Annotated in this window: 22 protein-coding genes; 16 read left to right on the forward strand and 6 right to left on the reverse strand. The window is 44.7% G+C overall.

The window, feature by feature from the left end; genetic code table 11:
- From ACGHAV_RS14535 to ACGHAV_RS14570, 8 genes are all read left to right on the forward strand, one after another.
- A complete protein-coding gene (locus ACGHAV_RS14535; protein ID WP_390382152.1) occupies window positions 1-612 on the forward strand; it encodes a type 4a pilus biogenesis protein PilO in 612 nt (203 codons plus the stop codon).
- Window positions 612-1136 (forward strand): pilus assembly protein PilP, encoded by a 525-nt coding sequence (locus tag ACGHAV_RS14540; protein ID WP_390382155.1) that lies wholly within the window; start codon window positions 612-614, stop codon window positions 1134-1136. Before ACGHAV_RS14535 ends, ACGHAV_RS14540 begins: the two co-directional genes overlap by 1 nt.
- 2 nt (window positions 1137-1138) lie before the next feature.
- Window positions 1139-2911, forward strand: a complete 1773-nt coding sequence (locus ACGHAV_RS14545; RefSeq protein ID WP_390382158.1) for a type IV pilus secretin PilQ — start codon at window positions 1139-1141, stop codon at window positions 2909-2911.
- A 275-nt stretch (window positions 2912-3186) separates the two neighbouring features.
- The gene (gene aroK / locus ACGHAV_RS14550) at window positions 3187-3702 is read left to right on the forward strand and encodes a shikimate kinase AroK (RefSeq protein WP_334015563.1); all 516 of its coding nucleotides are present in this window, start codon (window positions 3187-3189) and stop codon (window positions 3700-3702) included.
- A 32-nt stretch (window positions 3703-3734) separates the two neighbouring features.
- Window positions 3735-4802: a 3-dehydroquinate synthase gene (gene aroB, locus ACGHAV_RS14555; RefSeq protein WP_390382161.1), complete on the forward strand. Its 1068-nt coding sequence runs from the start codon at window positions 3735-3737 to the stop codon at window positions 4800-4802.
- A gap of 107 nt (window positions 4803-4909) precedes the next feature.
- Window positions 4910-6358, forward strand: a complete 1449-nt coding sequence (locus tag ACGHAV_RS14560; RefSeq protein ID WP_390382164.1) for an SPOR domain-containing protein — start codon at window positions 4910-4912, stop codon at window positions 6356-6358.
- A 222-nt stretch (window positions 6359-6580) separates the two neighbouring features.
- Complete coding sequence (locus ACGHAV_RS14565; RefSeq protein ID WP_390382167.1) at window positions 6581-7486, forward strand: Dam family site-specific DNA-(adenine-N6)-methyltransferase; 906 nt, start codon at window positions 6581-6583, stop codon at window positions 7484-7486.
- 50 nt (window positions 7487-7536) lie between these two features.
- Window positions 7537-8073, forward strand: coding sequence for a molybdenum cofactor guanylyltransferase (locus tag ACGHAV_RS14570; RefSeq protein WP_390382170.1), 537 nt, complete (start codon window positions 7537-7539; stop codon window positions 8071-8073).
- 68 nt (window positions 8074-8141) lie between these two features.
- Here the strand turns inward: ACGHAV_RS14570 and ACGHAV_RS14575 are convergent, their stop codons facing one another.
- The 3 genes from ACGHAV_RS14575 to ACGHAV_RS14585 all read right to left on the reverse strand — a co-directional run bounded on the left by ACGHAV_RS14575 (window position 8142) and on the right by ACGHAV_RS14585 (window position 9563).
- Window positions 8142-8339, reverse strand: coding sequence for a DUF2970 domain-containing protein (locus tag ACGHAV_RS14575; RefSeq protein WP_390382173.1), 198 nt, complete (start codon window positions 8337-8339; stop codon window positions 8142-8144).
- 8 nt (window positions 8340-8347) lie between these two features.
- Window positions 8348-8656, reverse strand: coding sequence for a hypothetical protein (locus tag ACGHAV_RS14580; protein ID WP_334015556.1), 309 nt, complete (start codon window positions 8654-8656; stop codon window positions 8348-8350).
- Between the two features lie 184 nt (window positions 8657-8840).
- Window positions 8841-9563, reverse strand: coding sequence for a TorF family putative porin (locus ACGHAV_RS14585; protein ID WP_390382177.1), 723 nt, complete (start codon window positions 9561-9563; stop codon window positions 8841-8843).
- Window positions 9564-9970: 407 nt separating this feature from the next.
- On the opposite strand from ACGHAV_RS14585, the gene rpe reads away from it, so the two are divergent.
- The 8 genes from rpe (at window position 9971) to ACGHAV_RS14625 (ending at window position 18787) form a co-directional block, all read left to right on the forward strand.
- Entirely contained in the window at window positions 9971-10648 is a 678-nt protein-coding gene (gene rpe, locus ACGHAV_RS14590; RefSeq protein ID WP_390382180.1) for a ribulose-phosphate 3-epimerase, read from the forward strand.
- A gap of 30 nt (window positions 10649-10678) precedes the next feature.
- Entirely contained in the window at window positions 10679-11686 is a 1008-nt protein-coding gene (gene trpS / locus ACGHAV_RS14595; RefSeq protein WP_390382183.1) for a tryptophan--tRNA ligase, read from the forward strand.
- A gap of 97 nt (window positions 11687-11783) precedes the next feature.
- Window positions 11784-12383, forward strand: a complete 600-nt coding sequence (locus tag ACGHAV_RS14600) for an anthranilate synthase component II (protein WP_390382186.1) — start codon at window positions 11784-11786, stop codon at window positions 12381-12383.
- A 179-nt stretch (window positions 12384-12562) separates the two neighbouring features.
- Window positions 12563-13729, forward strand: coding sequence for an HDOD domain-containing protein (locus ACGHAV_RS14605; RefSeq protein ID WP_390382189.1), 1167 nt, complete (start codon window positions 12563-12565; stop codon window positions 13727-13729).
- A 394-nt stretch (window positions 13730-14123) separates the two neighbouring features.
- Window positions 14124-15332, forward strand: coding sequence for an aspartate aminotransferase family protein (locus ACGHAV_RS14610; RefSeq protein WP_334015681.1), 1209 nt, complete (start codon window positions 14124-14126; stop codon window positions 15330-15332).
- Between the two features lie 20 nt (window positions 15333-15352).
- Window positions 15353-16390, forward strand: coding sequence for an arginine N-succinyltransferase (gene astA / locus ACGHAV_RS14615; RefSeq protein WP_390382192.1), 1038 nt, complete (start codon window positions 15353-15355; stop codon window positions 16388-16390).
- A 15-nt stretch (window positions 16391-16405) separates the two neighbouring features.
- On the forward strand, window positions 16406-17875 hold the full coding sequence (gene astD, locus ACGHAV_RS14620; RefSeq protein WP_390382195.1) for a succinylglutamate-semialdehyde dehydrogenase: 1470 nt from the start codon (window positions 16406-16408) through the stop codon (window positions 17873-17875).
- A 105-nt stretch (window positions 17876-17980) separates the two neighbouring features.
- Window positions 17981-18787, forward strand: a complete 807-nt coding sequence (locus ACGHAV_RS14625; protein WP_390382198.1) for a DUF1338 domain-containing protein — start codon at window positions 17981-17983, stop codon at window positions 18785-18787.
- A 70-nt stretch (window positions 18788-18857) separates the two neighbouring features.
- Here ACGHAV_RS14625 and ACGHAV_RS14630 read toward each other — a convergent pair whose 3' ends face one another.
- The 3 genes from ACGHAV_RS14630 to parC form a co-directional block, all read right to left on the reverse strand.
- A complete protein-coding gene (locus ACGHAV_RS14630; protein ID WP_390382201.1) occupies window positions 18858-21014 on the reverse strand; it encodes a putative bifunctional diguanylate cyclase/phosphodiesterase in 2157 nt (718 codons plus the stop codon).
- A gap of 9 nt (window positions 21015-21023) precedes the next feature.
- Window positions 21024-21560: a heme NO-binding domain-containing protein gene (locus ACGHAV_RS14635; RefSeq protein ID WP_390382204.1), complete on the reverse strand. Its 537-nt coding sequence runs from the start codon at window positions 21558-21560 to the stop codon at window positions 21024-21026.
- 144 nt (window positions 21561-21704) lie between these two features.
- Window positions 21705-23993 carry a DNA topoisomerase IV subunit A gene (gene parC, locus ACGHAV_RS14640; RefSeq protein WP_390382207.1) on the reverse strand — a complete coding sequence of 763 codons (2289 nt, stop codon included), beginning with the start codon at window positions 23991-23993 and terminating at the stop codon, window positions 21705-21707.
- Window positions 23994-24068: the final 75 nt, after the last annotated feature.

Genomic DNA, 24068 nt, shown 5'->3' on the forward strand with positions numbered 1-24068 from the left:
ATGAAGTTTGATGTATCAAAACTAAAAGAACTTAACGAGCTCGACTTTGAGCAAATTGCGATTTGGCCCAATGAAATTCGCATCGTCGTTGCTGCGTTTGTCGCTATTGTTGTGGGCGCGATTAGCTATTACATGATTGTTAGTCCGAAGCTTCCAATTAAAGATGCCGCTGAGCTTAAAGAGCAAGAGCTAAAACTGCAGTTTGAAGCGAAATATCGCATTGCTGTTAACTTAGAGGCTTATCAGGAGCAGCTAGCAAAAATTAAACAAGACTTCTCATCTATGTTGAAAAGCCTTCCTACCAGCAATGAAACGCCAGGATTGCTAGACGACATTACCTATGTGGGCACCTCTTCTGGCCTTACTTTTGAATTGCTTAATTGGCAGCGAGAAGTGCCAAAAGAATTTTACACCGAGCTCCCCATTGAAATGGAAGTGAGCGGTGGTTATCACAATTTCGGTGAGTTTGTGTCTAAAGTCGCTGATCTGCCGCGCATTGTAACGCTGCACGACTTCGATATAAAACGTGAAGAAAATGGCTTGTCGTTAAAACTTCAAGCGAAGACCTATCGCTCTGAAAATTCGGCAGATTTAGAAGAGGAGCAACAATAATGCGCTATATTGTTACGCTTTTCATTCTGCTATTTATTGGTGGCTGCGCCCCCAAATTAGACGACTTGTACACATACACCGCTGAAGTTAAAGCGCGTGCGAAGCCAAAAATAGAACCTTACCCAGAATTTAAAACGCACCCGCCTTTTACTTATACGGCAAGTGCATTGAGAAGTCCGTTTGAACAACCTAAGCGCGATACCGCGCCTGTAAGCCGCCCACGAGTAGAGAATTGCTTACAGCCAAACTTTCAACGCCCAAAAGAAGCGCTTGAAGCTTATGGCATTGACGGATTAGCGTTAAGTGGAAATTTCTCTGCTCAAGGAACGAAGTGGGCATTATTGCGAAGCAACGATGGCGTATTGCATAAAGCAAAGGTTGGAAGCCGTATTGGCTTGTTTTATGGGAAAATTACGCAAATTGGCAACGATTCAATTAGTATAGAACAATTAATACCGGATGGTGCCGGCTGCTGGCAAAGGAAAACAACAACAATGACTACAGCATCTAAGGCAGGAGAGTAGAAATGGCCGAGCGATACATATTCAATAAATCTCTTAACCGCAGAGCGCCACGATGGTACTGGCTCGCCTTTGCGATTGCTGCTTTATTCTCGTTAACGTTACTTGTTGCACCCGTAAAAGCACAAGAGCCGATCTTGGTTGATCCACAGGCAAGCGCTAACAAGGCAAAGACAGCTACCACGGTAACCAATGTTGACTTTACACGAGGTGCCAATAACGCAGCCGTTACTTTAGTCACATTCAAAGGCACTACACCAAAGCTACAGCTTATTGAGTCGCAAGGAAAAGTGTCGGTAACGCTTTCAGCAACTGCACTTGGCGACGATCAACTTATTGAGCTTAATGTCAGTGAATTTGGCACAGTGGTATCTACTGTTGAAACCTTTGAAGAAGACAACAGCGCACGCATTGAAGTGAATTACAGCGGCAATGTTGTTGTTCAAAACAGCGTTGTTGATGACGTTTTGCGCATTGAAGTGTCACCTATGGACGAAGAGCAAGAGGAAGCACTAGCGTCTGAAAGCAAATATAATGGCGACCCTATCTCACTTGACTTTCAAGATGTTCCAGTGCGACAGGTTCTACAAATTATTGCGCAAGTTAATGGCTTTAATCTGGTGACCACCGACACTGTGTCGGGCAACGTTACTATTAGCTTGTCAGGTGTGCCGTGGGATCAAGCGCTAGATATGATTTTACGCGTTAAAGGTTTAGATAAACGTTTGGAAGGCAACATACTTCTTATCGCCCCCGCAGAAGAGCTTTCTGCAAGGGAAACACAGGCACTTCAGTCTAAAAAGCAAGTGTCTGACTTAGCGCCACTTCACACGGTAAACATTCCAGTAAATTATGCAAAAGCAGCTGCGTTAGCATTAATTTTAAAATCATCTGAGGGCGGTATCCTTTCAGAGCGCGGTGGCGTAACGGTTGACGAACGTACCAATACACTTCTCATTCGCGATACGCTGGCCTCTATTGATGAAGCAAGAAAAACCATTGATGCCCTAGATATTCCGGTTAAGCAGGTTCTTATTGAAAGCCGTATGGTTACGGTTTTAGACAACGTGGATGAACAGCTTGGTGTACGCTGGGGCTTTAGCGACAGACAAGGCGATGACGGTGTATCGGGTTCTATAGAGGGAGCGGACACAATTGCTGGCGGCGTTGTCCCATCTATTAACGACAGACTCAACGTTAACCTACCGGTGACTACAGCAGCAGGCAGCATTGGTTTCCAAATTGCTAGTTTGGTAGATGGCACCATTTTAGACCTAGAATTATCAGCCCTTGAGTCTGAAAACAAAGGCGAAATTATTGCCAGCCCGCGTATTACGGTTGCCAATCAGCACGAAGCGTACATCGAACAAGGTACAGAGATTCCTTATGTAGAGGCAACATCGAGTGGGGCAACGTCGGTGGAATTCAAAAAAGCCGTGCTGTCTTTGAAGGTGACACCCCATATCACCCCGGACAACCGCATTATTCTTGATCTCGTTGTAACTCAAGACACTCGGGGCGAAACAGTATCTACGTCTACCGGCGATGCAATTGCCATTGATACGCAAGAAATCAAAACACAAGTGCTGGTTGAAAACGGTGAAACTATAGTGCTTGGCGGCATCTTTCAACAAACCAGTCAGGATGGTGTAACGAAAGTACCACTGTTTGGCGACCTTCCTTTGGTAGGCGCATTATTTAGAAATACCTCTCAGTTACAACAAAAACGTGAGCTGCTTATCTTTGTAACACCAAAGATTGTGACAGAGCGACCGTAACGATGTGAACGCAAAGTTTAGTTGAAAGCGCGCTTTTTCAGGCGCGCTTTTTCGTTTTGACCACTTTTTTGGCAGTTTATTTACAAGTTCCTGCTATTTGTTGGTAACAAAACTTGCATCGTGTAACCCGAAGCTGAGATAATCGCGCTCTCGAAATTTAAGCGAGGTTAAAGGAGTAGTGCTTATTGGACACTAAATAGGCACGAGTCAATGGGTAGGCTGGTAAGGCAACAGTGCGCTGCCCCTAACATGATTAAGTTGTGATATAAGCAAATATGGCTGAAAAACGTAATATCTTTTTAGTTGGCCCAATGGGTGCTGGCAAAAGTACAATCGGTAGACATCTAGCAGACGAACTTCACCTTGAATTCTTTGATTCTGACCAAGAAATTGAACGCCGTACCGGTGCAGACATTGCTTGGATCTTCGATCTAGAGGGCGAAGACGGCTTCCGCAAACGCGAAGAGAACGTCATTAACGACTTGACCGATAAGCAAGGTATTGTACTTGCCACTGGCGGTGGTTCTATCGTAACTAAAGCCGTGCGCAATCGTTTATCTGCCCGCGGTATAGTTGTTTACTTACAAACAACTATCGATAAGCAAGTTGCTCGTACACAACGCGATAAACGTCGTCCTTTACTTCAAAATGAAGATCCTGAGAAGGTACTTCGCGAGTTAGCTGAAATGCGTAATCCACTTTACGAAGAAGTGGCTGATTACATCGTTGACACAGACGACCAATCAGCGCGCGCTGTAGCTAACCAAATCATTAGCAAAATTGGTCTATAAAAAATAACATGTAATTAGGAGGTACTACGCCAATGTCAACCTTAACTGTGGAACTTGGAGAACGTAGTTACCCCATACATATAGAGGCTGGGTTGTTATCGCAATCCGGCTTTTTTAGTGCCTATATAAAAGGCCCGTTAGCCGTTATTGTAACCAACGAAACTGTTGCGCCACTTTACTTGGAAAAAGTCATTGCTGCGTGTGGCGATGTGAACGTTGAGACCATTGTGCTGCCTGATGGCGAGCAACATAAAAACCTTGCGCAGTTTGAAGTGGTAATGACACGCTTGCTTGAGCTCAATGCGGCACGAGACACTACACTCATTGCCCTTGGTGGTGGCGTTATTGGCGATTTAACCGGTTTTGTTGCCGCAACCTATCAGCGCGGCGTACCTTTCATTCAAGTACCCACCACACTTCTATCGCAAGTAGACTCATCGGTAGGCGGTAAAACAGCGGTTAACCATCCGCTTGGCAAAAACATGATTGGCGCGTTTTATCAGCCCGTTTTGGTTGCCATCGATACTGACTCACTTTCAACGCTTCCAGCGAGAGAATTTGCAGCGGGCATGGCCGAAGTCATTAAATACGGCATTATTTACGACGCGCCGCTTTTCACTTGGTTAGAGCAACATGTTGAACAACTTACTTCACTAGATACGGACACACTAAGCCAAGCCATATTTCGCTGCTGCGAAATTAAAGCCGATGTAGTTGCACAAGACGAGCGAGAAGGCGGATTGCGCGCCATACTTAACTTAGGCCATACTTTTGGTCATGCCATAGAAGCGGAACAAGGCTATGGTAACTGGCTGCATGGCGAAGCAGTAGCGGCTGGTACTGTTATTGCTTGTAAAGCAGCTGAGGCATTATCTTGGTTCGACGCGTCACAAACCCGTCGCGTGGTGTCACTTTTTGAAGCGTTCTCGTTGCCTGTTGAAGGACCATCAACGATGGATAAAGCAGACTACGTGAAACACATGAAGCGAGATAAAAAAGTTGAGGCAGGCAGTATTCGGTTTGTACTACCACAAGGTATCGGCAAAGCTGTAGTGACAAAAGACGTTACTGACGATATTTTATCCAGCCTACTTAACTAACTGCCTTTGGTCATACGCGTATTGGTGATATCACTATACTATTTAAAACGGCGTAAAGCGGTGCGATACGCGTATATATGAGCAAATAAAAACAGAGGCAAACCCACGTGCACAGCGAACTGCATGAACGTTTGGAATACTTAGTAAATTACTCATCACAGCTAATTTTTGTTAGCGGTGAGTCTATTGCTGAGCAACAAAAAACGTTGGAAGCCTTTGTGTTTCAGCAGCACGACGACACCGAAATTGCGTACCTAACAGCGCAAGATAATATGGATATTTCGGACTATCGTCGTCAGCTATGCCGCCAACTACTTGGCCAAGTAGTGGGCAGTTTCGTTCGCCCCCTTAACGAGTTATTGTCTGACTTAAATGGCCATAATGGTCCTATTCTTATTGCTATTACTCAAGCACAACACCTGCCAGACAAACTGCTCCAAGAGCTGTGGGACTTAGTGCTACAAAGCCGATTTGCAGGCAACAAACAACACCTTAATGTTTTACTTTTTGCCAACAGTGCATGGGCTGAAAAGGCCAAGCAATGGCTACCTGCCAAAAATACCGAAATGCCACTTATCATTAGCAGTCAGTCAGTAATGAGTGAACAGCCGCGCTTTGAATCAGATTTAGATAAAATGATTGCGTCTCGTCGTGAGGCATTTCAAGCGCACTTGGATAATAGGCAGCAAGAAAACGCCATTACCTTTTCAAACCCATTAAAATCAAAGTGGCTCTATATCAGTATTTTAGCGGTGTTTTTGGTAACGTTTTCGGGTTTAGTCTACTGGCAGTACGGCGATAAACTAGCCTCACTGTTCACGCCGATTAATAGCGACGCAGATATCGCAGACACTCCACAGGCAGTGCCTGGTTCAGCGTATAAGAACCTGCTTGATGAAGCAGATGCATCGCAGCCTGCTGATACCGATGAACCTGCGGTAGTGGAGCCCCTTACAACAGACACCACGGGCAACGAAAGCGCCCCCGAAAACACAAAAGAAAACAAAGAGTCTGGTGACATTGTGGCACAAGGCCCAAGTGATGCCGCAACAAACATCCCTAAAGATGATTCAGCTACGCTTGTAACAGATTGGAAAGAGGCTATTTCGAATTTAGAGAATAGCACGACTAACGTTTCTTCCGTTCAGGCTATTTCAAGCACAGGTGATAACACTACCAATGCGCCTAACGATGAAATCGACAGTCAGTCTGATACAACAATAGCCACTAGTGCCGCACAAACCGCTGAAGAAGCAACACAACAGGTGGAAGGTTTCTGGATTAGCGCAAACGAGTTCGCTATTCAAATGTTAGCAATGAAAGATGTGGCGGTGCTCAACGATTTCCTTGAAGAAAATGGTTTAAACGCAGTATCGAGAACGTACAAAACACAGCGATATGGTGGAGATTGGTACGTTGTAGTAGCAAATCAAACCTACCCTACTTTGGACGCGGCGCGTACCGCCCAAGCAAGTCTTCCTAGTTACCCGGGTAAAAACAATGCGTTTGTAAAAAGCGGTTCGCAAATACTCTCTGAAATAGCACTTTCCCAATAACTACTTTCTAAAGCTCCCCTCAAGGAATGCTCGCAAGATGGGCAATCGTCTTGCCGATTTAGTATTACTACGCACTTGCTGGTTGTCGCTGTTAACGATGAAAGTTACAATCACTGTTTAGCGTGGTGATGTCACAATGACAACCCTTCCCCAGCAATGCCTAGAATGGCGACGTTAGGAATAACCACCGTCTTCATTCCGTTTAGGTAGTAACGTTTTAGCATGATGCAGAAGAAAAACCGGGCTTTTTTAAAATGGGCCGGTGGCAAATACAGCTTAGTAGAGCATATTCAGGCCAGATTACCGCAAGCTAACAAACTTATTGAACCGTTTGTTGGTGCCGGCTCTGTGTTTTTGAATACGCAGTACAAACGTTACCTACTTAACGATATCAACCCAGATTTAATCAATCTTTATAACTTTCTGAAAGCTCAGCCAGACGCAATTATTAACGATGCCCGAGAATTCTTTAGTGGCAGTCGTAACAATGAAAATACTTATTATGCGTTGCGTGAAGAGTTTAACGCTACTGAAGATGAGTACTATCGGGCTATTCTGTTTTTGTATTTGAATAGGCATGGCTACAACGGTTTATGCCGTTATAGTCTTCAAGGCCGCTTTAACGTACCTTTTGGTCGATACAAGAAACCGTATTTCCCGGAAGAAGAAATGTTCTTTTTTTCGGAAAAATCACAGAAAGCGACGTTTACCTGCCTGCCTTTTGAAAAGGTATTTACCCGCGCACGAAAAGGGAACGTTATATATTGCGATCCGCCTTATGCACCAATTAGTAAAACCGCGGCGTTTACCAGCTATGCTGCGCGAAGCTTTGGGCAAGACTCTCAAGAAAAATTAGCCGAGTTAGCCACAAGAGCCTCTAAGAAGCGCGGTATTCCAGTGCTTATTTCTAATCATGATTTACCGTTTACTCGCGCGCTATATCAAGGTGCAGACTTTAGCATGTTGTCGGTTAAACGCTCGATAAGTCAAAACGGTGCAAAGCGACAGCCGGCTGACGAAATATTAGCGTATTTTCCACCCACAAAAGTGCCTTTGAAAAAGAAACGGAAACGCAGCACGCCAAACAACACGCTAGGTCATGTTCCGCTAATAAAGGTAGCAAACTAGCACTACAACAATAATTCACGCGCAAAAGTAGCAGCGTTGGAGAGTGCAACTTGAACACATTTACTGGTGTAATTTTAGCTGGCGGCAAGTCCAGCAGAATGGGGCAAGACAAGTCAGCACTTTTGTTCAAAGGAAACTCATTCTTGCACCACTGCAAACGCCTACTTATTGAAGCAGGGGCAAGTGACATTATTATATCGGCAAATAAAAAAGCGGGGGTTCCCGACATTTACCCTAACTGCGGCCCGTTATCTGGCATTCATGCCGCCTTACAACAGACAAGTAACAGCCTTCTTATCATGCCAGTAGATATGCCTTTGGTTACTAGAGAACTGCTAGCGCCATTGGTAACACATAACCAACATGCAGTTGAAGCAGTATATTATGAACGCTTTCCCTTACCGCTTTTTCTCGCTAACACAGAAAAGGTAAGGCACATTCTTTCAAACATATTAGAGAAAAAAGACAATTTATCGATACGTTCACTTATAGCGCAGCTTGAGCACGAAGAATTGCCTGTTAGCAACTCGCACTTTTTCTCTAACGTTAATACCATTGATGACTATAAAAGCATTGTTGTTGATTAATACTAGAGCAGCATGACCTTTACGGTACGTTTTTGCACCATAGTTCAACACGCTCTAGATAATCACTGTCAACTCACGCCAACATACCATTTAACAAATGCGAAAAGCGCAAACACAAACAGTGCAACAAGGGCAACGCCGAACACTACAAAGCTAATAAACGTGCCCTTAGTGAAATCCCGTTGATAGTTTTTGTGACTTTGCACACCAAAAAAGCTAGCAAGTACGCTGCCAAGAACCGACCAAAAACCGGTGCCCGATTGCATAGTCGTTTTTATCTTTCGTTTGGCGAGGCGGAGAAATCTAGACCACTGTCGTCATTATGCAAGAGTTCTAGCAAATCTAAGAAGTGGAATTGGAAAGATGACGACTTTCCCGCTATCCATGAAAGCCAGCTTACTTCCTCAACGCCGTCTAGATGGCGCGCACACTGATTTTGCACGTGGCTTGCGGGTAGTTTGGGGTTAAATTCTGTTACAGGCTGATATTCGCATACAGACGAGCGCGTTTCCGGCGTAAATGTCGCCGCAATACTCAATAGCGCTACCGCACCGCTTACTGCGAAAAAAGGTAGAATCTTCATCCTGAATACTCCTTCCTGTGTTTAAAATTTAGACTCATTATAATCAAATCAACTTGGCGAACAAGACAAATATTTCGAAAAACCGATTTTGTTTATTATTTTTCAAAATAGAAAAGCCCAATGATTTACATTGGGCTTTAAATTCAGACAATTAGGTTTGAACTGCGGTATATCAGCCGCGCTGTTATAGAGCGAAATCCATTGAATAACCCACAGTGAATTTCACTGCATCGTTATCGAACGCATCGTCATCGCCAGCATCGTCTAAGTCAGTACCTGTAATTGCGAAACTAAAACCGTCTTTTGCAATTGAAATACCATAATCTACATAACCTTCAACACCGTTGAACGCTTCTGCGAAATCACCTTGGTGATAGCCTACGTGAAAACCTAGCTCAGTACCGTTTAGTACTTCTGTAGTGTAATCAACAGAGGTGTAAGTTGCTTTACCAAAACCAAAGTCTTGACCTAGGCCTTCGTCAGCTTCTGTGTGTGCTAGCACGTATAAAGACAAGCTAAAGCCACCCATGCCAACAGTGCCGTAGATTTCAGCAAAGTCGAAGTTCGCTTCATCATCGTAGTTGTAGTATAGATAACCAACATCGTAAGAAATATCGCCAGACTCAGCTGCGAAGCCGAAATACATGTCGTGCTCGTATGAGTAAACGTCACCTGCACCGTAGTTTACGTTCGATGCCCATGTACCTGCGTAGAAGCCGCCTTCGTGAGAATAGTCGATACCACCTTGTACAGCAGCTTCGTTTTCTGTTTGCGTAAGACCACGCCAAATATAGTTACTGCTTACACCAGCATTAGCCGTGAATTCAGCATAGCTTGGCATTGCAGTGAATAGACACGCTGAAGAGATAGCAGCGGCAAGTAGTGTTTTTTTTGTAGATGTTTTCATGTGTGTTCTCCAGTCAAAAATCAAACTTGTTGTAATTAGTTTTTCTGTCTGTCTTTTATTTTTGAACTGATTAACGCAAAGTTGGTGCCCATTTATGCCAACTGTAAAAATTGACAAAAGTTGGAGCTAAAACACTGTTATATATAGACTTTACAAGCGCCACCATCACGCCACGAAAAATAGACATGCAATATGAGTGCATAAAAATGCACCAAGTTAACGCACCCTCCCCATAATTGGGCAATGCATCAGAACGTTTTAGTGAACATAAAGTGTCCAACCTGTCATGTGGTTAACACACGTTTACGTGGCATTGCATGGCATTGCAGAACGTATTTGGGTAAACTTTCAAATACGCAGAATATAAGTGGTAATAACCCCGTCGTTTTTTACTTTAAGGAAGTGCCATGAAACCCTATTTAATCGCACCCTCTATACTTTCAGCCGACTTTGCGAGGCTGGGTGAGGACGTAGAAAAAGTACTCAATGCAGGTGCGGATGTGGTGCATTTCGATGTAATGGACAACCATTATGTGCCAAATTTAACATTTGGACCGATGATCTGTGAGGCACTTCGCAAATACGGTATTACAGCACCTATCGACGTACATTTGATGGTTAAACCCGTGGATGACATGATTGAGAAATTCGCAGAGGCAGGGGCAAGCTACATTAGCTTTCACCCTGAAGCATCTGATCATATCGACCGCTCGCTTCAACTAATTATTGATGCTGGCTGTAAGCCAGGGTTGGTATTTAACCCTGCAACGCCACTTCATTATCTTGACCATGTTATGGATAAACTTCATCACATTTTGATTATGTCGGTAAACCCTGGCTTTGGTGGTCAGAAGTTCATACCAAGCACGCTGGACAAAGTACGCGCGGTGAAACAGCGTGTTCTTGAAAGTGGCTATGACATTAGAATAGAGATTGACGGCGGTGTTAAAGTAGATAACATTCGCGAAATAGCCGATGCTGGCGCCGACATGTTCGTTGCAGGTTCAGCCATTTTCTCAAAAGACGATTATCGTAACGTTATTGATCAAATGCGTGATGAGCTATCTTCACTCTCTCAAGCTTAATTTAATTATTCGTATTACAGGTACAAACTAATGAGTAACAAACCCGTTGTATTAAGTGGCTGCCAACCTTCTGGTCAGCTAACCCTTGGCAATTATATGGGTGCCCTTAAACAATGGGTTGCCATGCAAGAAGACCACGACTGTCATTTCATGATTGTGGACTTGCACGCAATAACTGTACGTCAAGACCCTAAAGCGCTGGCTGAAGCGTGCCTTGACGGTCTTGCTCTTTATCTTGCCTGCGGCATCGACCCTCAAAAAAGCACACTGTTTATGCAGTCTCATGTACCTGAGCATGCTCAACTATCGTGGGTGCTTAACTGTTATGCGCAAATGGGCGAACTGAACCGCATGACACAGTTTAAAGACAAGTCGGCGAAAAACGAAAACAACATTAACGTAGGCCTTTATAGCTACCCTGTTTTACAGGCCGCTGACATTTTGTTGTATCAAGCCGATAAGGTGCCAGTAGGTGAAGACCAAAAGCAGCACTTAGAACTTACCCGTGATATCGCTACTCGCGTTAATAATTTATACGGCGATGTTTTCCGTCTACCTGAGCCATATATCCCAGACTTTGGCGCGCGCATCATGAGTCTGCAAGAGCCTGAAAAGAAAATGTCGAAGTCTGACACCAATCCAAATAACTTTATTGGTTTATTAGAAGAGCCTAAAAAGCTTACTAAAAAGATTAAACGCGCTATGACTGATTCAGACGAGCAAGCCAATATCTATTACAACCCAGCAGAGAAACCAGGCGTTTCTAACCTGTTAACGCTTCTGTCGCTTTCAACTGGTAAGTCAGTTAAAGAGTTAGAGCCTGAGTACATAGATAAGATGTACGGCCACCTTAAAGGTGACGTTGCAGAAGCAGTGGTAGCATTGCTTGAACCAATTCAACAGCGTTACGCAGAAATTCGCGCCGACCGTAGCTATCTTGACGATGTTATGCGTCAAGGGGCAGAGAAAGCATCAGCGCGTGCAGCACAAACACTGAAACGTGTCTACGACGCTGTAGGTTTCATTGCAAAGCCATAATCAAAAATGATTGCTGGGCACCTGTAGTAGGAGCCCAGCAACCTTCAACTAGTTAGTCACTTCAAATGAAGAAAGCGTACCGAGGCAAAGTGTAAACGTGTTGCTGCTGATTGATAATTTCGATTCTTTTACTCATAACCTTGCACGGTATTTCACAGAGCTTGGTATTCATGTCGAAGTTGTGCGTAACAACGCAGTATCGCTAGACGACATAGCGCGTCTTGCGCCTTCTCATTTAGTCATATCACCAGGCCCTTGCACGCCAAATGAAGCCGGCATTAGCTTAAAGGCTATCAAACATTTTGCCGGTATTATCCCTATTATGGGCGTATGTTTGGGACATCAAGCTATAGGGCAAGTATTCGGAGCTACCGTTGTAGGTGCGCAGGAAATAAAGCACGGTAAAGTGTCACTGCTTACACACAACAATACGGGCTTGTTTACCCATCTTCCATCAACGTTCAACGTTACTCGCTATCACTCTCTCGTGCTGGCACCTCATTCAATGCCGCAATGTTTAAGCGTTGACGCTTGGTGTGAAACACAGGATGGCGAAAAAGAAATAATGGCTATTTCGCATAACGACTTTCCGATTTGGGGCGTTCAATATCACCCAGAGTCTTTGCTTACTGAACACGGGCATGACGTTCTTAACGCTTTTTTACAAGAATCAAAGGCTACTGCACGCCTTAAGTAATCTACGCTTACGCCGATAACATATTCGCAATTCATCATGTTTTCGTTTACTTTTTAGAAGTAAAATGCGTAAAGCGTGCGGAAACATAGATGTTATCACCAGTTCATCGGGCTAGAGGCACCTCTATGTATGGCAATATTACCGCTTATAAAAGAGTCATAAGCAGGAGCATTTTTACTATGCCAATTGGCGAATCAACACCGCCTACACTTGATGATAGATTTGAAAACCTACTTATCTCACCTGAACGTGTGATGCATATGCTTGGGCGTAAACGCGCGGGCGAGGTAACCTTTGATCAATCAGAGCAAGGGGACGCAAGACGGAAACTACTCAACGTTGAGCGCATCGCCATTGAAAACAAAAGGCTACAAGAAAAAACTGAAGCTTCTTATATTGAGATGGTTAACCACCAGCTGCATGAGTTACTGCTTGCAGAAATGACAGCATATTTAAGCCAAACCAACGACGTATACTCTCAGCTTCTTAATTTACCTGAAAACATGGGCGCGTTATTAGATGCACTTTCAGTGCGCGCTGCCTCAATTTCAAAACTAGAGCCTATTGCTGCTACTATGCCATGGCTTTATGACGAACTCATTGCGCTAGTAAATACCCCACGCTTTAGAAGAAAAGATTCACGTGGACGCATTATCGTTGTTGAAACGCTTCGAACGGCATTAAGCTTTTTGGGCATAGAAAACCTTCGTTTAATCATTCCATGGGTGGTAATAAAACGTGCGATACCACAAATTACCGATCCATACCCATTGATTAAACAAAAGCTTATGCCCTATTCGATGGGCGTAGCACTTACCGCGAAGCACATTGGAGAATTAGCCGGGTTACATAAAAGCGAAGCCTATACACTGGGCATGCTAAGCAATTTGGGGCGCTGCGCTGTAACACGCCTTTACTTTAAGCTTTTTGATAAAGTGCAGCTGCATCTATTACAAGAATGTCAAAAAGAGAAAGAGCAAAAACGGCATGAAGCACTGTTAAAGATAACACCGTCGGCAAACCACCTTATTGCTTTGCAGCAGGAATTTGCAGACAAAGTATCTGCTGATGTTATTGAACACATGCAGTTTACACGATTGCGTTTAAATGAACCTATACAAACATGCGCAATGAACGCGCCGGCAGCGCCTAACTCGTTAGGCAAAGTATTAAACCAAGCAAGAATTTACACGCAAATTCGTATGCTCCACCAGCTTAAGCTAGTAGAACTGCATGAAGTTAAGCCACTTATTGCTGAGCAGAAGTACCCAGCAGGTGCGCTCGAAAAGCTGAAATCTATTGATATTTTTACGCTTCCTTTGACTAAACACGAGGAAAAACATTAAAAAAAATATTGGATATTCATGCACTCATTATTCGTTTCGCTGTTACCTTTTTAGCCAAATTTGGCGCAGCACCGTGGCGTTCATTATGCGCCACATTCTGTCTTTACCCCCTTTCGCACCTACGTTTGCTCAATATTCCACAATGCTATAGCCAATCAGTAAATAGTTATTCACTTTTACTGCAAATTAAGCCACAGTCCTTATAAATAAAGGGCTGTAGCCATTCACACTAAAGACAAATGTTAAAAAAAATGGCATACTATGCTCCAAATTAGATTAGTTTTTATGCGCCACAAACAGTTTCTGTTGTGTTTTGCGGTTGCTAAAAATGCAGCAAAATTCAGCAGGCTCTAGACACATAATGTGCATGGCGCCCAACGCAGAGGTAACAAAGATGAACGTAACTCGCGCTACATTTGATGATGTAATGGTTCCCAACTATAACCCGGCAGCGATGGTTCCTGTTCGCGGTGAAGGTTCACGCGTTTGGGATCAAGATGGTGCTGAGTACATCGACTTTGCAGGCGGTATTGCCGTAAACGTATTAGGTCATTGTCACCCTGAGCTAGTTAAGGCTCTGAACGAACAAGGCAGCAAGCTTTGGCACTTAAGTAACGTATTCACTAACGAGCCTGCGCTTCGCCTTGCGAAGAAGCTTACAGACGCTACATTTGCAGACCAAGTGTACTTTGCAAACTCAGGCGCAGAAGCTAACGAAGCGGCGCTTAAACTAGCGCGTCGTTTTGCTCTTGACCACTATGGCGAAGACAAAAACGAAATCATTGCTTTTAACAAAGGTTTCCACGGCCGTACATTCTTTACCGTAACAGTAGGCGGTCAAGCTGCATACTCTGACGGTTTCGGTCCTAAGCCGGGCGCTGTATCACACTGTGACTACAACGACCTTGCGGCATTTGAAGCGATGATCTCTGACAAAACCTGTGCGGTAATGATGGAACCACTGCAAGGCGAAGGCGGCATCATTCCACCTGACGTTGACTTTGTAAAAGGCGTACGCGAGCTTTGTGATAAACACAATGCTGTACTTATTTTTGATGAAGTTCAATCTGGTGTAGGTCGTACTGGTCACCTTTATGCTTACATGGGTTTAGGCGTAACACCTGACATTCTAACCACAGCCAAATCGCTTGGCGGTGGCTTCCCAATTGGTGCAATGCTTACTACTGCGAAAATTGGCGCACACCTAAAAGCAGGTACTCACGGTAGTACTTACGGCGGCAACCCTTTAGCTTGTGCAGTGGCAGAAAAAGCGTTTGATATTGTAAACACACCAGAAGTAATGGAAGGTGTTCTTAAGAAAGAAGCGCTTTTCCGTGAATTACTTGGTGCTATTAACGACAAGTACAACGTATTTGAAGAAGTACGCGGCCAGGGCATGCTGCTAGGCTGTGCGCTAAACGAAAAATACCAAGGTCGTGCGCGTGACTTCATGATGGCGGCAACTAAAGAGCATCTAATGTGTCTGGTAGCAGGTATGAACGTTATTCGTTTTGCGCCGTCGTTGGTTATTCCTGACGAAGACATCAAAGAAGGTCTCGCACGTTTCGAACGCGCCGTAGCTGCCGTTGTAAACGCCGAATAATTACAACACGAGTAGCCTTCATGAATATCATTCGCCCTATCACAAAAGCCGATTACAATGCGCTAAAAGAGATAGCTGTCGAGTCGGGTATAGGCTTTACGTCTTTGCCCGTTAACGACGAGTTACTTCAGCGTAAAATTGATCGTGCCGAAACTGCGTTTAACAAACACAACGTAACCGAGCCTGGCGATGAGTCATACTTGTTCGTAATGGAAGATACCACCACGGGTCAAGTGGTGGGCACGACAGGCATTGAAGCAGCGGTTGGCATTGATGATGCGTTCTATCACTATCACTTGAGCAAGGTGGTTCACGCATCACGCGAGCTAAACATTCATAATACGGTAGACATTCTAACTTTCTGCAACGACTACACTGGCGTGACAGAAATTTGTACGCTGTTTCTACGCGAGCAAGCGCGCGGTGGTATTAACGGTCGCTTTTTATCGAAAGTACGCTTCTTGTTTATGATGGAGCACAGAGAGCGCTTCTCTGAAACGGTAATTGCCGAAATGCGCGGTGTGAGTGATGAAGAAGGTCGCTCGCCGTTTTGGGAGTGGCTAGAAACGCACTTCTTCTCGCTAGACTTCCCTACTGCCGACTACCTTACCGGTATTGGCAATAAGGTGTTTATTGCTGAGCTAATGCCAAAGTATCCCATTTACGTAAATTTACTTAGCAAAGAAGCGCAAGATGTTATCGGCGAAGTTCATGAGAAAACCCGTCCAGCACTTCAACTTCTTGAAGAAGAAGGCTTTTCTTGTCGCGGGTACGTAGATATTTTCGATGCAGGCCCGACAGTTGAAGCCAACTTAAGCCACATTCGAACAGCGCAATCTAGCTTGAAATTGCCTGTAGTGATTGATGATAGCGCCGCTGCACAAGGTCAGACGCATTATATTATCAACACGTCGATATCCGATTTCCGCGCGGTTGCTACCGAAATTGCGGTAAGCGAAGAACAAAACGTTGTGGTTTTATCTCGCCAAGCAGCCGCAGCACTTAACGTGAAAGAAGGTGACGAAGTTCGCTTTGCACCCGTAACGTTCAGAGACTAATAAAGGACACCCACTATGCTACATACACATTTTATAAACGGTGAATGGGTTGCCGGACAAGGTCACGACCTGAAGTCGATTGACCCTGCAAAAAACGAAATTATTTGGGAAGGCAAATCAGCAACGCCAGCTCAAATTGATGATGCTATTAGTGCAGCCCGCCAAGCGTTGCCTGCATGGAGCATGAAAACCGTTGAAGAGCGCCTAGACGTTATTAAAGTTTACGGTACAAAGCTTGAAGAAGCGAAAGCGCACCTTGCCAAAGTAATGGCAAAAGAGACAGGCAAGCCTGAATGGGAAACGGCTACGGAAGTAGGCGCCATGATGGGTAAAATCGGTATTTCTGAAAAAGCGTATTTTGAGCGTACCGGTAACGTTGAAAACCCAATGCCTGTAGGTAAAGCGTTTATTCGTCATAAGCCACACGGCGTAGTTGCGGTATTTGGTCCATACAACTTCCCTGGACACTTACCTAACGGTCATATAGTGCCTGCCCTTATTGCCGGCAATACGGTTGTGTTTAAACCTAGCGACCTAACGCCAATGGTTGCACAAGAAATGGTTAAACTGTGGGACGCTGCTGGCCTGCCTGCAGGTGTATTAAACCTAGTGCAAGGTGAAGTGGAAACAGGTAAAGCGCTTGCTTCTCATAACGACATAGACGGCCTGTTTTTCACTGGTAGTTCGCGCACGGGTAAGATACTTCACGAACAATTTGCTGGCCACCCTGGTAAGATTTTAGCGCTTGAGATGGGCGGTAATAACCCACTTATCGTAAAAGATGTAGCCGATGTAGATGCTGCGGTACACGACATCGTGCAATCAGCCTTCATTACATCAGGTCAGCGCTGTACATGTGCACGTCGCTTGTTCTTGCCTGCTGATGCCCAAGGCGACGCTATTCTTGCACGCCTTATTGAAGTCACTAAAAACATTAGCGTTGGCGACTACGACGCACAAGCGCAACCGTTTATGGGTGCTATGATTTCAAGTAATGCGGCTGCGCTAATGGTTAAAGCACAGCAGGAGCTTGAGAGCCTTGGCGGTAAAGTGTTAGTTCGACTTGAACAAAAAGACGAAAGCAAAGGCTTTGCAACACCTGGGATCATCGATGTAACAGAGATGCTGTCTTCACTGCCTGATGAAGAGCACTTTGGCCCGCTGTTAAAAGTGATTCGTTATACCGACTTCGACGCTGCCATTGCGGAAGCAAACAACACAAGCTTTGGCCTTTCAGCCGGCTTGCTTGGTGATAACGAAGAAGACTACCGTTACTTCTTCGCGCGCATTCGTGCAGGTATTGTTAACTGGAACCGTCCTATTACTGGTGCGAGCAGTGCAGCACCATTTGGTGGCGTTGGTGACAGTGGTAACCACCGAGCAAGTGCTTTTTATGCTGCCGACTACTGTGCCTATCCGGTTGCTTCGGTTGAGCTAGACAAAGTTACCATGCCAGGCAAGCTAAGCCCTGGCTTAACAATGTAAAACAGCAGTGGCCAACAAGCCAAATGCTGTTGGCCATACCTCTACCCTACCCATAATTACCATTTACTCCATTAGAGAGTAGACGACAGAAAGGACCCTATCCTTATGCATAGCAACATCGATACGTTGTTTAGCAACATGTGGGACGATTACGTGACTATTACTCCATCTGCGCACAAGATTCACGCGCTACTAGCCGGAGAAGAGAACACAGATGAAATCGTTAACGACCACGTCGCTTTTAGAACTTTTGCTCTTGATAAAACGCGCTTAGACAAGCTTGCCGCTCATTTCCTTGCACTTGGTTATGAGGATAAAGGCGATTATGACTTTGAAGCGAAAAAGCTAACCGCTAAGCATTTTGAACACCCTGACGACACCAAGCCAAAAGTGTTTATCAGCGAATTGCGCGTGCATGAGCTGTCCGATGAAGCACAGCGCATTATCAAGAAATTGGTAGGTCAGATGCCAGCGAGTGTTGTTGAAGCAGATAACTTCCTTTACTCGGGTAAGCATTGGGAAGTGACCAAAGCAGAATACGACACATTATTGAATGAGTCTGAGTATGCTGCATGGATGGCTGCATGGGGCTTTCGCGCTAACCACTTTACAGTAAGCGTTAACCATTTAACGCGCACTACAGAACTTACCGACGTAAACCTTCTGTTGAAAGAGGCTGGGTTCGTACTGAATACTTCTGGCGGCGAAATTAAAGGCGGTCCGGACGTATATCTTGCTCAGTCTTCAACAATGGCAGATCGCGCAGATGTAGTATTCAGCGATGAAACCGTGTCTATCCCAAGCTGCTTTTATGAATTTGCACAGCGCTATGACATGCCAAACGGCGAGCGCTATCAAGGTTTTGTAGCAGCCTCAGCAGACAAAATCTTTGAGAGTACGAACGTAAAATAACGTTTGTTACGAATAACAAAGCCCTCTTTAGATGCTTTATTATTAGTATCTAAAGAGGGCTTTTTTGTTTCTATCGTTTAGGCTCAGATGTGTGCCTTGCCAAGAACTGATCGTAAGGCATGGGCTGATCAAAATAGAACCCCTGCATTAACTGAACGTCTGCTTGCTCCATAAAAGGCAGATGTGACTCAATCTCAACACCCTCTACTACAATTTCTATTTGAAGGCTTTTTAGCATTGCAATAACGCCTAGAAATAATGCGTTAGCTCTGCTGTCTTCATGGATTCCACGAACTAAGCTTTTATCTACTTTAACCACTTGGAACTGGAAATTGCGCAGGTAACTTAGCGAAGAGAAACCGGTTCCAAAGTCGTCAAGGGACAGCCTGAAACCGCACTCGCGTAAACGATGCAGCGCTTTAAAAGCTGATTTTTCGTCGCGAATAAATACCGATTCAGTCAGCTCTAATTCTATATATTCGGGCGATATGTGGTTATCCTCACAAATTTTTACCGCTTGTTCAGGGAAGTCAGAGTCGAGCAGCTGATTTGCACTGATATTTACCGACAGTGGAATGGCTCCCCCCTGCTGTGACTCCATAATTGAAATGTAGTCACACGCCGCTTCAATTGCCTGAAGACCTATTGCGGAATCGAGATTTTGTTCTTCAGCGATGGGAATAAACACACCCGGCGGCACCACACCATGTAGCCCTGATATCCATCTACACAGCACCTCGCCACCTTTAAGGCGGCCGTTTAAGTCGTATTTTCCTTGAATATAAAAGTCGAGCAGATGTTTTTCTATGGTACGTCGCAAATCGTTAGCCATACTGACTTGCTGCGCCATGCTCTCATAAAGGCCGTCTTCGTAGATAAAGACTTGCCCTTTACCCAACTCTTTTGCACGATACATCGCGGCATCGGCGCACTGAATTAAACCATCAATGTTGTCTGAATGCAGCGGAAAACCTGCAATACCAATACTGGCAGACAGGCGTAATTCGTTGTTTTTAACAGAGATAGTATCTTTCTCAATGTGCTTAATAAGCTCTTCAGACTGTTCAACAATGCAATTTAAGTCTTGGTTAGGTAAAACAATAACAAATTCATCACCGCCCCATCGCCCCACTTTACCTAGCTCGCCAAATGCATTGTTTAAGACTGTTGCGACTCGTTTGAGTTCGGTATCGCCTCGTTCATGGCCTGCGTTATCGTTAATCGCTTTAAAGCCATCCAAGTCAACAAACACCAACACAAATGGCTTATTATCTGTGGCAAAGTCACTCAATGCTTCTCGCAATGCGTTTCGGTTAGACAAGCCGGTAAGGTTGTCATGCAATGCTAACTGCTTTAGCTTGGCTTCGTTGCGTTTTCGGTCACTAATATCACGAATGGTCGCAATTAAATACGATGAGGTTTGCTGATATGCTTCAAACAAAGCCACCGACACGTCAACAACAATATCATCGCCCCGCATAGATGTAATTTTCGACTCGAACCGGTACTGCTTATCTTTGTTTAGTTTGGCCTGGTTTACTTTTCCCCCCTGAAACAAGGCATTGAAATTGGTTTCTAATACGGTTTCTTTAACTGGCGCTGCGACTAATTGGACGAAGGCATCATTGCATTCAGTAATAGTGAAATCAGCAGACAGTACCAGCATAGGCTCACGCGAACTAGCAAATGCCGATGCCATTAAATGGAAAGACTGTTCGGCTTTTCTTTGTCTTGTAATATCTTTCGTTGTACCAACGATATGCATAGCCTGACCGCAGCCGCCGCGCTTTAGCACACGCCCACGAAGTCGCACCCACTGGTAGTGATTATCAACTTTTAAACGAAAGGAAAGCTCAAGTTGCTCTCTGTTTCCATGTAACGCCATTGCCCAGTGAAACTGAAGATTATCAAGGTCGTCTTCATGGACCAGCTGCATTAACTTTATCAGTGTGCCTTCCCAGCGGGATGCCGTTGCCGAATGCAAAGAAAACGATCTTATTTCTAATAAGTCGCTTTGTGCTTCCCAACTCCAAAACGATTCTTGAGACGCCCATAAAGCAAGCTCAAGGTTCTTTTGTGCAGTCTGGCTTTGCCGTAATGATTGAAACAAACTGGCACTTTTTTCAGTAAGTAATGATTCAGCTTGCTCTCTGGCTAGACGCTCTCGTTTCAAGCGCCGTTCCAGCAGTGCAATTTGCTTTTGTGGATCAGAGGCCTCGTTGGACATATCAGACCGCTACTGAACAGTAATATTAAATTCGTAGGTATAAGGGATATCGGTTTTAACCGTTTCTCGCTGTATTTTTGCGCCGTAAAAATCGGCGGCGGCATCCATAAGCCCTTCAGCTAAAGCAAACAACTCTCTTTCAGAATAATATTGAAGCTTCATGGTGGTGTCAGTTCGAGATAGTACAGAAAAACGAGGGAGGTCTGCATCGGGATAGAGCTTTTTCACTTGAACATGAATATCGTCATCTAGGTGCGCCAGCATATCTAATATACCACTGGTGTTTGCTAATACATCTCCGTGGACCGAGCCCAATTTACCAAATAAGAAAATGCCAAAATCATACAACAACTCGTTAGCTGACTTACCCGTTTTGTCTACCAATACAGTCAGCAATCGCTGCATGTCTTCAAACGGGTAATAACCTATAGCTGTATATGCGCCATCATTTTCAAGCTGTGCTTCAACAATGACATCATCAGCAAATTCTGGTGATACCTTCTCTTCTAGCATGTCGATTAACGATGTAAATACAATTCCCAGCATAACACTACCTCTAGTAATTCTTTATAAAGTGTAGCTCAGGTAAGCATAAGAACAACCTAGACTTTATAACAAAAAAGCGTGCAATAATTTGCACGCTTTTTGTCGTATTATTCGTGTTAATAACAGATGGGTTACTCGCCCAGTTTATTCACTTTCATTGTTAATTTGCTCAACGGGTTCAGCTTCTACAACCTCTACCATATCGACGCGCTGAAGCCCTCTTGGCAGTTTGTTTCCGCGCCTTCCGCGCTCGCCTTGATAATGAGTAAGGTCATCGGCTGACAGCGTCATGCTTCGTTTGCCCGCCGACACTTTTATCGACGCGCCGTCTGGCACAACGGCAAGCACTTTCACATATTCCTCGCGAGACTGTGCTTTAGCCGAAGGAATGTTAATTAACTTATTGCCCTTTCCTTTACCTAGACTTGGGAGGTCACGTAACGGGAACATGAGCATACGGCCTTCGTTTGAAATACTCAAACACCAGTCTGTATCAGGATTATTCACCAAAGTCGGTTTCATTACTTTCGCAGCCGTTGGTAGCGAAAGATAAGCCTTACCGGCTTTGTTTTTACTTACCATGTCTTTAAATGTGCCAACAAACCCATAGCCCGCATCTGAGCCAACTAAGAATTTGCTCTCATCTTGTGCCATTAACACGTGCTCGAACGACTCTCCGCCTACAATACTAAAGCGCCCTGTTAACGGCTCTCCCTGACTACGCGCAGAAGGCAGACCATGCGCATCACAGGCAAAGGTACGTCCCGATGTATCCATAAATACAGCAGGTTGATTGCTCTTTCCTTCAGCACTTGATAAATAACCGTCACCCGCTTTATAACTTAAACCTTGTGCATCAATATCGTGACCTTTGGCACAACGCGCCCAGCCTTTTTCAGAAAGAACAACGGTGACCGATTCAGCAGGTACTAATTCTTTTTCCGACAGCGCCTTAGCTTCGCCACGTTCTACAATTGGAGAACGTCTATCGTCGCCGTATTTCTCAGCATCGGCCAATATTTCTTTTTTAATTAGTGTTTTCAAACGACGGTCAGAGCCAAGCAACTGCTGGAGTTTATCTCTTTCTTCAGCTAGCTCGTCCTGCTCGCCTTTAATCTTCATTTCTTCAAGCTTGGCTAAATGGCGAAGTTTTAATTCTAGGATAGCTTCGGCTTGCGTATCACTTAGACCAAAGCGCGACATAAGCTCAGGCTTTGGCTTGTCGTAGGTGCGGATAATTTCAATAACTTCGTCAATATTCAAAAAGGCAATCAATAAGCCTTCTAGAATGTGTAAACGCGCAAGTACTTTGTCTAAGCGGTACTGTAAGCGTCTCGTGACGGTATCTTTTCTGTACTCTAGCCACTCGGCTAGGATATTGCGCAAATCTTTTACTTGAGGACGGCCATCAAGGCCAATCATGTTTAAGTTAACACGATAGTTTTTCTCAAGATCGGTAGTAGCAAATAAGTGCTGCATTAACTGCGTTACGTCAACGCGATTAGAACGCGGCGTTATAATTAAGCGAGTAGGGTTTTCATGGTCTGATTCATCGCGTAAATCACTTACCATAGGCAGCTTCTTCGCCTGCATTTGCGCTGCAATTTGCTCTAATATTTTTGCACCCGACGCCTGGTGAGGAAGTGCCGTAATCACCACATCGCCGTTTTCTTCAGTGTAAACAGCGCGCATCTTTATTGAGCCACGACCCGTTTCATACAGTTTATGGATATCTGACTTGGGCGTAATTATCTCAGCTTCAGTAGGATAGTCGGGGCCATTAACGTGCTCTAACACATTCTGTAAATCGGCTTTACTGTTATCCAGCAGCATTGCACAAGCGTTCGCAAGCTCTCTTACGTTGTGCGGTGGGATATCGGTAGCCATGCCCACGGCAATGCCAGTTACGCCATTTAACAGTATGTGCGGTAAACGAGCAGGCAACACGCTAGGTTCATTCAGTGTACCATCAAAGTTTGGTACCCAGTCTACTGTACCCTGACCAAGTTCATTAAGCAGAACTTCAGAGAAGCGCGACAGCTTTGCTTCGGTATAACGCATTGCAGCAAAAGACTTAGGGTCGTCTGGTGCCCCCCAGTTGCCCTGGCCATCAACCAGTGGGTATCGATACGAAAATGGCTGCGCCATCAGTACCATGGCCTCATAACATGCCGAGTCGCCGTGTGGGTGAAATTTACCTAAAACGTCACCTACCGTTCTGGCAGACTTCTTATATTTGGCGTTGGCGCTTAAACCCAGATCAGACATAGCGTAAATAATACGGCGCTGAACCGGCTTTAAACCGTCGGCAATGTGCGGTAACGCACGGTCCATGATGACGTACATGGAATAATTTAGATAAGCGTCTTCGGTAAAGCGTCGAAGAGGAAGTTGCTCTACCCCATCGCGATTAATGATGATCTCGTCACTCATGATATTTTTCGTTTTGTTATTAGTCTTGGTGCACGCGGCAGTTTTCACCTAGTTGGCTTATCTGCCCTTATAACG

Source organism: Alteromonas sp. MTD1 (genome assembly GCF_042848195.1).
In the GTDB taxonomy this organism is placed as follows: Bacteria; Pseudomonadota; Gammaproteobacteria; order Enterobacterales; family Alteromonadaceae; genus Alteromonas.

Excerpts from the sequence above, each read along its gene's own strand:
- rpe (WP_390382180.1), top strand. The coding sequence starts at position 9,971 with ATGAAACCCTATTTAATCGCACCCTCTATACTTTCAGCCGACTTTGCG.
- ACGHAV_RS14610 (WP_334015681.1), top strand. The coding sequence starts at position 14,124 with ATGAACGTAACTCGCGCTACATTTGATGATGTAATGGTTCCCAACTAT.
- aroK (WP_334015563.1), top strand. The coding sequence starts at position 3,187 with ATGGCTGAAAAACGTAATATCTTTTTAGTTGGCCCAATGGGTGCTGGC.
- aroB (WP_390382161.1), top strand. The coding sequence starts at position 3,735 with ATGTCAACCTTAACTGTGGAACTTGGAGAACGTAGTTACCCCATACAT.
- trpS (WP_390382183.1), top strand. The coding sequence starts at position 10,679 with ATGAGTAACAAACCCGTTGTATTAAGTGGCTGCCAACCTTCTGGTCAG.
- ACGHAV_RS14545 (WP_390382158.1), top strand. The coding sequence starts at position 1,139 with ATGGCCGAGCGATACATATTCAATAAATCTCTTAACCGCAGAGCGCCA.
- ACGHAV_RS14630 (WP_390382201.1), bottom strand. The coding sequence starts at position 21,014 with ATGTCCAACGAGGCCTCTGATCCACAAAAGCAAATTGCACTGCTGGAA.
- ACGHAV_RS14565 (WP_390382167.1), top strand. The coding sequence starts at position 6,581 with ATGATGCAGAAGAAAAACCGGGCTTTTTTAAAATGGGCCGGTGGCAAA.
- ACGHAV_RS14605 (WP_390382189.1), top strand. The coding sequence starts at position 12,563 with ATGCCAATTGGCGAATCAACACCGCCTACACTTGATGATAGATTTGAA.
- ACGHAV_RS14585 (WP_390382177.1), bottom strand. The coding sequence starts at position 9,563 with ATGAAAACATCTACAAAAAAAACACTACTTGCCGCTGCTATCTCTTCA.
- ACGHAV_RS14575 (WP_390382173.1), bottom strand. The coding sequence starts at position 8,339 with ATGCAATCGGGCACCGGTTTTTGGTCGGTTCTTGGCAGCGTACTTGCT.
- ACGHAV_RS14535 (WP_390382152.1), top strand. The coding sequence starts at position 1 with ATGAAGTTTGATGTATCAAAACTAAAAGAACTTAACGAGCTCGACTTT.
- ACGHAV_RS14540 (WP_390382155.1), top strand. The coding sequence starts at position 612 with ATGCGCTATATTGTTACGCTTTTCATTCTGCTATTTATTGGTGGCTGC.
- ACGHAV_RS14635 (WP_390382204.1), bottom strand. The coding sequence starts at position 21,560 with ATGCTGGGAATTGTATTTACATCGTTAATCGACATGCTAGAAGAGAAG.
- parC (WP_390382207.1), bottom strand. The coding sequence starts at position 23,993 with ATGAGTGACGAGATCATCATTAATCGCGATGGGGTAGAGCAACTTCCT.
- astD (WP_390382195.1), top strand. The coding sequence starts at position 16,406 with ATGCTACATACACATTTTATAAACGGTGAATGGGTTGCCGGACAAGGT.
- astA (WP_390382192.1), top strand. The coding sequence starts at position 15,353 with ATGAATATCATTCGCCCTATCACAAAAGCCGATTACAATGCGCTAAAA.
- ACGHAV_RS14625 (WP_390382198.1), top strand. The coding sequence starts at position 17,981 with ATGCATAGCAACATCGATACGTTGTTTAGCAACATGTGGGACGATTAC.
- ACGHAV_RS14580 (WP_334015556.1), bottom strand. The coding sequence starts at position 8,656 with ATGAAGATTCTACCTTTTTTCGCAGTAAGCGGTGCGGTAGCGCTATTG.